The organism is Streptomyces sp. NPDC042336 (genome assembly GCF_055581985.1).
In genome coordinates, this window is sequence record NZ_JBVJEA010000010.1 from 312,765 (window position 1) to 320,364 (window position 7,600).

A 7,600-nucleotide genomic window follows, 5' to 3' on the forward strand; every position below is an offset into this window, starting at 1 on the left:
CTGTCGCATGTGCGGACATCGCGCCATACCAGCCGGTTCCGGGTGTGGCCGAAAAGGCTCTCGTGCGGTGCGTACCGCTCCCCTTGGGGACCTTGTGCGACCACCCTGGTGTCTCCCGGCGGGAACACGTGTCCCCGACTTCCTTGAGTGGAATAGACTCAACTTTGTGTACGTTGGATGAGTCAGCACTGGGAGACAAGGCCGGACCGCCGACGGCCGACGCGAGGAGGAGAGCCAGAACGTGGACGCCGAGCTGACCAACCGGAGCCGGGACGCGATCAACGCGGCCAGCAACCGCGCCGTGACCGAGGGGAACGCCGACCTCACCCCCGCCCACCTGCTGCTGGCCCTGCTCCAGGGCCAGGACAACGAGAACATCACCGACCTGCTCGTCGCCGTCGAGGCCGACCTCGCCGCCGTGCGCACCGGCGCCGAGCGCATCATCGCCGGGCTGCCCAGCGTGACCGGGTCCACCGTCGCGCCCCCGCAGCCCAGCCGTGAGATGCTCGCCGTGGTCGCCGACGCCCAGGCCCGCGCCAAGGAACTCGGGGACGAGTACCTCTCCACCGAGCACCTGCTCCTCGGCATCGCCGCGAAGGGCGGCGCGGCCGGTGAGGTACTTGAGGGGCAGGGAGCCAGTGCGAAGAAGCTGCAGGAAGCCTTCCGCAAGGCGAGGGGAGGGCGCCGGGTGACCACGCCCGACCCCGAGGGCCAGTACAAGGCCCTGGAGAAGTTCGGCACCGACCTGACCGCCGCCGCCCGGGACGGGAAGCTCGACCCCGTCATCGGACGCGACCAGGAGATCCGCCGGGTGGTCCAGGTACTCAGCCGACGGACCAAGAACAACCCCGTCCTCATCGGTGAGCCCGGCGTCGGCAAGACCGCCGTCGTCGAAGGGCTCGCCCAGCGGATCGTCAAGGGGGACGTGCCCGAGTCGCTGAAGGACAAGCGGCTGGTGGCGCTGGACCTCGGCGCCATGGTCGCCGGGGCCAAGTACCGCGGTGAGTTCGAGGAGCGGCTGAAGACCGTCCTCGCCGAGATCAAGGACTCCGACGGGCAGGTCGTCACCTTCATCGACGAGCTGCACACCGTCGTCGGCGCCGGCGCCGGCGGCGACTCCGCCATGGACGCCGGGAACATGCTCAAGCCGATGCTCGCCCGCGGCGAGCTGCGCATGGTCGGCGCGACCACGCTCGACGAGTACCGGGAGCGGATCGAGAAGGACCCCGCCCTGGAGCGGCGCTTCCAGCAGGTGCTGGTCGCCGAGCCGACCGTCGAGGACTCCATCGCCATCCTGCGCGGGCTCAAGGGCCGCTACGAGGCGCACCACAAGGTGCAGATCGCCGACAGCGCGCTGGTGGCCGCCGCCAGTCTCTCCGACCGCTACATCACCTCCCGCTTCCTGCCCGACAAGGCCATCGACCTGGTCGACGAGGCCGCCTCCAGGCTGCGCATGGAGATCGACTCCTCGCCCGTCGAGATCGACGAACTCCAGCGTTCCGTCGACCGGCTGAAGATGGAGGAGCTGGCGATCGGCAAGGAGACCGACGCCGCGTCCCTGGAGCGCCTGGAGCGGCTGCGGCGCGACCTCGCCGACAAGGAGGAGGAGCTGCGCGGCCTCACCGCCCGCTGGGAGAAGGAGAAGAAGTCCCTCAACCGGGTCGGCGAGCTGAAGGAGAAGCTCGACGAGCTGCGCGGGCAGGCCGAGCGCGCCCAGCGCGACGGCGACTTCGACACCGCCAGCAAGCTGCTGTACGGCGAGATCCCGACCCTGGAGCGCGACCTGGAGGCCGCCTCCGAGGCCGAGGAGGAGGTCGCCAGGGACACCATGGTCAAGGAGGAGGTCGGCGCCGACGACATCGCCGACGTCGTCGCCTCCTGGACCGGCATCCCCGCCGGCCGCCTCCTGGAGGGCGAGACGCAGAAGCTGCTGCGCATGGAGGACGAGCTGGGCAAGCGGCTGATCGGGCAGACCCAGGCCGTGCGCGCCGTGTCCGACGCCGTACGGCGCAGCCGGGCCGGGATCGCCGACCCGGACCGGCCGACCGGGTCGTTCCTCTTCCTCGGTCCGACCGGTGTCGGCAAGACCGAGCTGGCCAAGGCGCTCGCCGACTTCCTGTTCGACGACGAGCGGGCCATGGTCCGCATCGACATGAGCGAGTACAGCGAGAAGCACAGCGTCGCCCGGCTGGTGGGCGCCCCGCCCGGATACGTCGGGTACGAGGAGGGCGGCCAGCTCACCGAGGCCGTGCGGCGGCGGCCGTACACCGTCGTGCTGCTCGACGAGGTGGAGAAGGCGCACCCCGAGGTCTTCGACATCCTGCTCCAGGTGCTGGACGACGGGCGCCTCACCGACGGGCAGGGCCGCACCGTCGACTTCCGCAACACCATCCTGGTGCTCACCTCCAACCTGGGCAGCCAGTACCTGGTCGACCCGATCAGCAGCGAGGCCGAGAAGAAGGAGCAGGTGCTGGAGGTGGTCCGGGCTTCCTTCAAGCCGGAGTTCCTCAACCGGCTCGACGACCTGGTGGTCTTCTCGGCGCTGAGCAAGGAGGAGCTGAGCCGGATCGCGCGGCTCCAGATCAACGGTCTGGCCCGGCGGCTCGCCGAACGCCGTCTCAGCCTGGAAGTCACCGACGAGGCCCTCGCCTGGCTGGCCGAGGAGGGCAACGATCCGGCCTACGGCGCCCGCCCGCTGCGCCGCCTCGTGCAGACCGCGATCGGCGACCGGCTCGCCCGGGAGATCCTCTCCGGCGAGATCAAGGACGGCGACGCGGTCCGCGTGGACCGCTTCGAGGACGGCCTGATCGTGGGGCCGGCGAGCGGGAAGACGCTGTAGCGGACCGCACGGCCCGGCCCCGGTGACCCGCCCTTTCGGGTTGCCGGGGCCCCGAGCGGGTACCCGACTGGCCGGATCGAGTCAGCCGAGGGCTGACAGGCCCCCGACGGGCTTGCCACGCCCCTCCCCGCATGGGGGAGGATGGCCGGATCCGTACGAAGGGAAATTCACGGTGAGCATCGACCCGTCCTCGATTCCGAACTTCGGGGGCAAGCAGCCCGAGCCGCAGCCCCAAGGACCGGCGGGCCCCGTCGTCCCGGATCAGGATCTTGTGAAGCAGCTCCTCGAACAGATGGAGCTGAAGTACGTCGTCGACGACGAGGGAGACCTCGCGGCGCCGTGGGAGCAGTTCCGTACGTACTTCATGTTCCGCGGCGAGGGTGACCAGCAGGTCTTCTCGGTGCGGACGTTCTACGACCGGTCCCACCAGATCGACGAGAAGCCGCAGCTGCTCGAGTCGGTCGACGACTGGAACCGGCGCACCCTGTGGCCCAAGGTGTACTCCCACACCCACGACGACGGCACGGTCCGCCTGATCGGCGAGGCGCAGATGCTGATCGGGATGGGCGTCAGCCTGGAGCACTTCGTCTCCTCGACGGTCAGCTGGGTGCGGGCCGCGATCGAGTTCGACCGGTGGCTCGTGGAGCAGCTCGGTCTGGAGCAGGACGTCAACGAGGCGGAGAAGCCGACCGACGAGGACGGCGAGTAGTCCGCCCCCGCGGCTGAACCGAGGAGAGCCCGGCACCCGTCACCGCGGGAGCCGGGCTCTCGTCGTTGCGGTGCGTGTGTTCACCCCGCCGCCGTCTTCAGCCGCCGCACCGCCTCCTCCAGCACCGACGCCCTCTTGCAGAACGCGAACCGCACGAAGGGCGCGCCCTCCTCCCGGTGGTCGTAGAAGACCGCGTTGGGGACGGCGACGACGCCCGCGCGCTCCGGCAGGGAGCGGCAGAAGGCGAAGCCGTCGCTCTCGCCGAGCGGGCGGATGTCGGTGGTGACGAAGTACGTCCCGGCGGGCCGGTACACGCCGAAGCCCGCCTCGGCCAGCCCCGCCGCCAGCACGTCCCGCTTGGCCTCCATGTCCGCCCGGTAGGCGGCGAAGTACGACTCCGGCAGCGCCAGCGCCTCGGCGACCGCGTACTGGAAGGGCCCCGAGGCCACGTACGTCAGGTACTGCTTGGCCGATCGGACCGCGGTGAGCAGGGCGGGGGCGGCGGTGACCCAGCCGACCTTCCAGCCGGTGAACGAGAACGTCTTGCCCGCCGACCCGATCGTCACCGTGCGCTCCCTCATGCCCGGGAAGGTCGCCAGGGGGATGTGCTCGGCCGCGTCGAAGACCAGGTGCTCGTAGACCTCGTCGGTCACCACCAGCAGGTCGCGCTCCACGGCCAGCTCGGCGATCGCTGTCAGCTCCCGGCGGGTCAGGACCGTGCCGGTCGGGTTGTGCGGGGTGTTCAGCAGCAGGAGACGGGTGCGGTCGGTGACCGCGTCGCGCAGCTCGTCCAGGTCGAGGCGGAAGGACCGGTGCCCGGCTTCGTCGCCCTCCCCGTGCGGGCGCAGCGTCACGGGCACGCGCGTACCGCCCGCCATCGCGATGCAGGCGGCGTACGAGTCGTAGTACGGCTCCAGCGCGACCACCTCGTCGCCGGGCTCCACCAGGGCCAGCAGGGCGGCGGCGATGGCCTCCGTGGCGCCGGCGGTGACCAGGACCTCGGTGTCGGGGTCGTAGGACAGGCCGTAGCGGCGCAGCTGGTGGTCGCTGACCGCGGCGCGCAGCTCGGGGACGCCCGGGCCCGGCGGGTACTGGTTGCCACGCCCGTCGCGCAGCGCCCGTACGGCGGCCTCGCGGATCTCCTCGGGGCCGTCGGTGTCGGGGAAGCCCTGGCCGAGGTTGATCGCCCCGGTCCGCACCGCCAGAGCGGACATCTCGGCGAAGATCGTCGTCCCGAACTCCGCGAGCCGGCGGTTCAGGAGGGGGCGGGCGCTGGAGCTCATCGAGGTCATGCCGGTCATCCTGCGCCGAAGCTCTGGACTTCCTCAACTCACCTTCGGCGGTGGCCACCTGCGGCGATCTTCCAGGTACCGCCTCTGACCTGCGGGTGGTCAGTCGACGTCTGTCATCGTCGGTCGACGTCGGCCCCCCCTCGCACGGCCCAGGGACGGCCCGGGACTCACCCATGGGGGCGGGACTCGGTCCCCGGGAACCCCGTGGTCAGGGAGGCCCCGCCCAGCGAGCGCCGCTACGGCTTGGGCAGCTCGGCGACGAACGTCCCGATGCCCGGCTGCATCTGCGCGAGCCCTGCTTCCCGCAGCTCGGTGAGGACGCGCCGGGCCGTCATCTGCGCGATGCCGAACTCACCCTGAATCGCGAGGACGCCGGGCAGCTGGCTTCCGGGCGGGTACTCGCCATCGGCAATGCGCTGCTCGATGACCTCGTACACCTGCTTCCAGCGGGGGATGTCCGGTTTCCAGTCCATGATCCGAAGCTAGGCAGTATGAGCCCGCTCGGCGAGACGAGATTGCCTGGCTGGCCTAGCTACCCTAGCTACCTAGGCATATCCTGCGTAAACACAGTGCCCCTGCGGCCGCGCGAACGACCCAGGGGCGTGGACGACTGACAAGGAGTCGACGTGAACGAGAGTACGCAGGACCAGAACCCCGCGAACAGCCCAGCCGCGGCCACGGCGGAGCCCATGACCTACGGCTACTGCTCATGGCACCGCGGCTACAGTGCCGGCATCCGCGTCATTGAGGTGGTGGAGCAGGGGACCGGGCCGGGTCGAGTGCAGTCGGCCTGTGGTCCGTGCCGTGAGAAGCACGCCCTGGTCCCGTACGCCGACCGGCCATGACCGGGATCGGACGGCCGAAGCCGCCACCCGTCAAGGACCTCAACGGCTGGCAGTACCTCGGCTGGCACTGCTGTTGGTGCGACGAGGCCATCCGAGTAGGGGCCAGGTCCGCCGGTCGTGCCGAGGGCCGCTCCGGCGCACACGACTTGTCCATTGAGGTGTACGAGTGCGCCCCGCCCTGTCCGGGGCGTCCGGAGGGGATCGATCCTGAGTAATCGGTGTTGGGGACAGGCGCGGCAGTGATGCCATGCCGGTTTCAAGCCCGCCTTCGGTTGCTGAGCAGTGTGGACGGCCCCTGACCGAGCGAATCGGTCAGGGGCCGTCCTCGTCTGTACTGCCCGTCCCCGTCAGCCGCCGCGGCTCCTCACGCCAGTTATCGGACGGTCGGGCACGGCAGGAACACGGCACCTTCTGATCCGTAGCTATGTCGAGAAGGGCCCTTGGCGGTCGTACCGGTCATGGCGCGGTCTTTCGAGGGCACTGCCGAGTGTGCGCGGTTGCAGTACTCCGATGCTGTACCGCACTACAGCTTGATCAGACTTGGGTGGGCGTCCGGACGCCCGTATGCCAGGATGCGCGGCAGAACCTCGCGCATTCGCGCTACGTCCGCTGCCGGTGCCCGAAGCAAGGCCTCCACGACGGAATCGCCCAAGCCAAGGGCGTTCAAGGACGACGGGTCCAAGGTCACCCGCAGCACATCGCCGTCCAGTTCCACTCCGCGCACACAGCCATAGGCAGTGCCCTGGTCGGGCGTAACGAGACAGTGTGTGTCCATGCCGAGGCCCACTGCCTGCGTATCGGGCTCGTCGAAGTCGCACATGAACAACAGGGAGAAAGCCTCCTCGTCGTCCGACTCGGCCACTCCGGCCATCAAGCAGTCATCCTGGTCCGGATCGTCGAGTCCGCATGCAAGCTGTGCCGTGAATTTGTACGCCATACGGGTGTTCTAGCACTGGGGGCTGACAGCTGGTCTCAGATCGCTTGGTCGGCCGCCCCGGTGCCACCCCAACAAAATGCACCGCCCATCTGGACCGGCACTTGGAGCTGTGGCCTCATCCTTGTCAGGTCGATCACCGGGGGTTGGCGACGTCGGCCAACCGCTCCTACGCCTCGGCAGATAGTCCATTGAGGTCCGGCGACGCCCACCGCTGTTCGCGCTTGTTGGTGTCAGTCGCTGGTGTCAATCGCTGTGTGCGGTCTTGACAAGTGCGGCTGTTCCGCCGATCACCGCTTTCAGAATGGCGGGTCGTCGGAGTAGCCGCCCGCCCAGGGGCGATCCATCGGTTCGGGACCTGAGATCCGCGGGTCGGGTAGGAGGCCGGGATCTGCACCCCAGGTCACGAGGCACCGCTTAGCAAGGTACCGGTATCCCCGGTAATCGCTGGTGCTTAGCGTGCTGCGTACCAGCGGCACGAGCTTCGGGATGTGTACGGCCAGCTCCGGCGCGGCGAGCGTCATCGCAGCTGCGTGCACCGCAGCTTCCCGAATCAGAAGGTTCGTGTCGAAAAGGTACGGCCGCGCCGCCTCGTAGATCAGCGGGAGGATGGCACGCACGGCGGCTACGTCGTCAGGCGTGCCAGGGCCGTCTTCGTCGTAGGTCGCGTCGTCAGCAAGGTCACCTAGCCATTCCAGGAGTGCCGCGCGCATAGGCCGGTGGCGCTCTTCGTGGAAGTAGACCCCCAAGGTCATCGTTCGGGAGTGGCCAAGGATGGCGATAACGAAACGAGCGGCCGGGGCGGTGGCGCCATAGATACTGTTCTGGTGGGTCACGGCCTGACCGAGGTTGTGTACGGCGGCTCGCTGAACATCCTCGTCGTCATCTAGTCTTCTGAGTCGGGAATTCTGTTCAGATAGTTGGCGAGGCGTTCGAGGATCTCGTCCGCGGTCTTGGTCCAGACGTAGGGCCTGGGGGCGG

General features: G+C 69.1%; 7 protein-coding genes. 3 read left to right on the top strand and 4 right to left on the bottom strand.

The genetic code is table 11. The features are described 5' to 3' along the window. The first annotated feature begins 241 nt into the window (after nt 1-241). The gene (gene clpB, locus ACZ6IM_RS23205) at nt 242-2,839 is read left to right on the top strand and encodes an ATP-dependent chaperone ClpB (RefSeq protein ID WP_469558667.1); all 2,598 of its coding nucleotides are present in this window, start codon (nt 242-244) and stop codon (nt 2,837-2,839) included. Between the two features lie 172 nt (nt 2,840-3,011). Further along, complete coding sequence (locus ACZ6IM_RS23210; protein WP_052836514.1) at nt 3,012-3,548, top strand: YbjN domain-containing protein; 537 nt, start codon at nt 3,012-3,014, stop codon at nt 3,546-3,548. Between the two features lie 80 nt (nt 3,549-3,628). Here ACZ6IM_RS23210 and ACZ6IM_RS23215 read toward each other — a convergent pair whose 3' ends face one another. After that, complete coding sequence (locus ACZ6IM_RS23215; protein WP_469558670.1) at nt 3,629-4,840, bottom strand: pyridoxal phosphate-dependent aminotransferase; 1,212 nt, start codon at nt 4,838-4,840, stop codon at nt 3,629-3,631. A 236-nt stretch (nt 4,841-5,076) separates the two neighbouring features. Continuing rightward, nucleotides 5,077-5,313: a GntR family transcriptional regulator gene (locus ACZ6IM_RS23220; RefSeq protein WP_087808173.1), complete on the bottom strand. Its 237-nt coding sequence runs from the start codon at nt 5,311-5,313 to the stop codon at nt 5,077-5,079. 153 nt (nt 5,314-5,466) lie between these two features. Between ACZ6IM_RS23220 and ACZ6IM_RS23225 the strand changes: the two genes are divergently transcribed. Further along, nucleotides 5,467-5,685 (top strand): hypothetical protein, encoded by a 219-nt coding sequence (locus ACZ6IM_RS23225; RefSeq protein WP_159325112.1) that lies wholly within the window; start codon nt 5,467-5,469, stop codon nt 5,683-5,685. A gap of 523 nt (nt 5,686-6,208) precedes the next feature. Here the strand turns inward: ACZ6IM_RS23225 and ACZ6IM_RS23230 are convergent. Together ACZ6IM_RS23230 and ACZ6IM_RS23235 are read right to left on the bottom strand one after the other, a co-directional pair. After that, the gene (locus ACZ6IM_RS23230) at nt 6,209-6,622 is read right to left on the bottom strand and encodes an Imm10 family immunity protein (RefSeq protein ID WP_469558673.1); all 414 of its coding nucleotides are present in this window, start codon (nt 6,620-6,622) and stop codon (nt 6,209-6,211) included. 296 nt (nt 6,623-6,918) lie between these two features. After that, on the bottom strand, nt 6,919-7,455 hold the full coding sequence (locus tag ACZ6IM_RS23235) for a hypothetical protein (protein ID WP_469558674.1): 537 nt from the start codon (nt 7,453-7,455) through the stop codon (nt 6,919-6,921). Between the last annotated feature and the right edge of the window lie 145 nt (nt 7,456-7,600).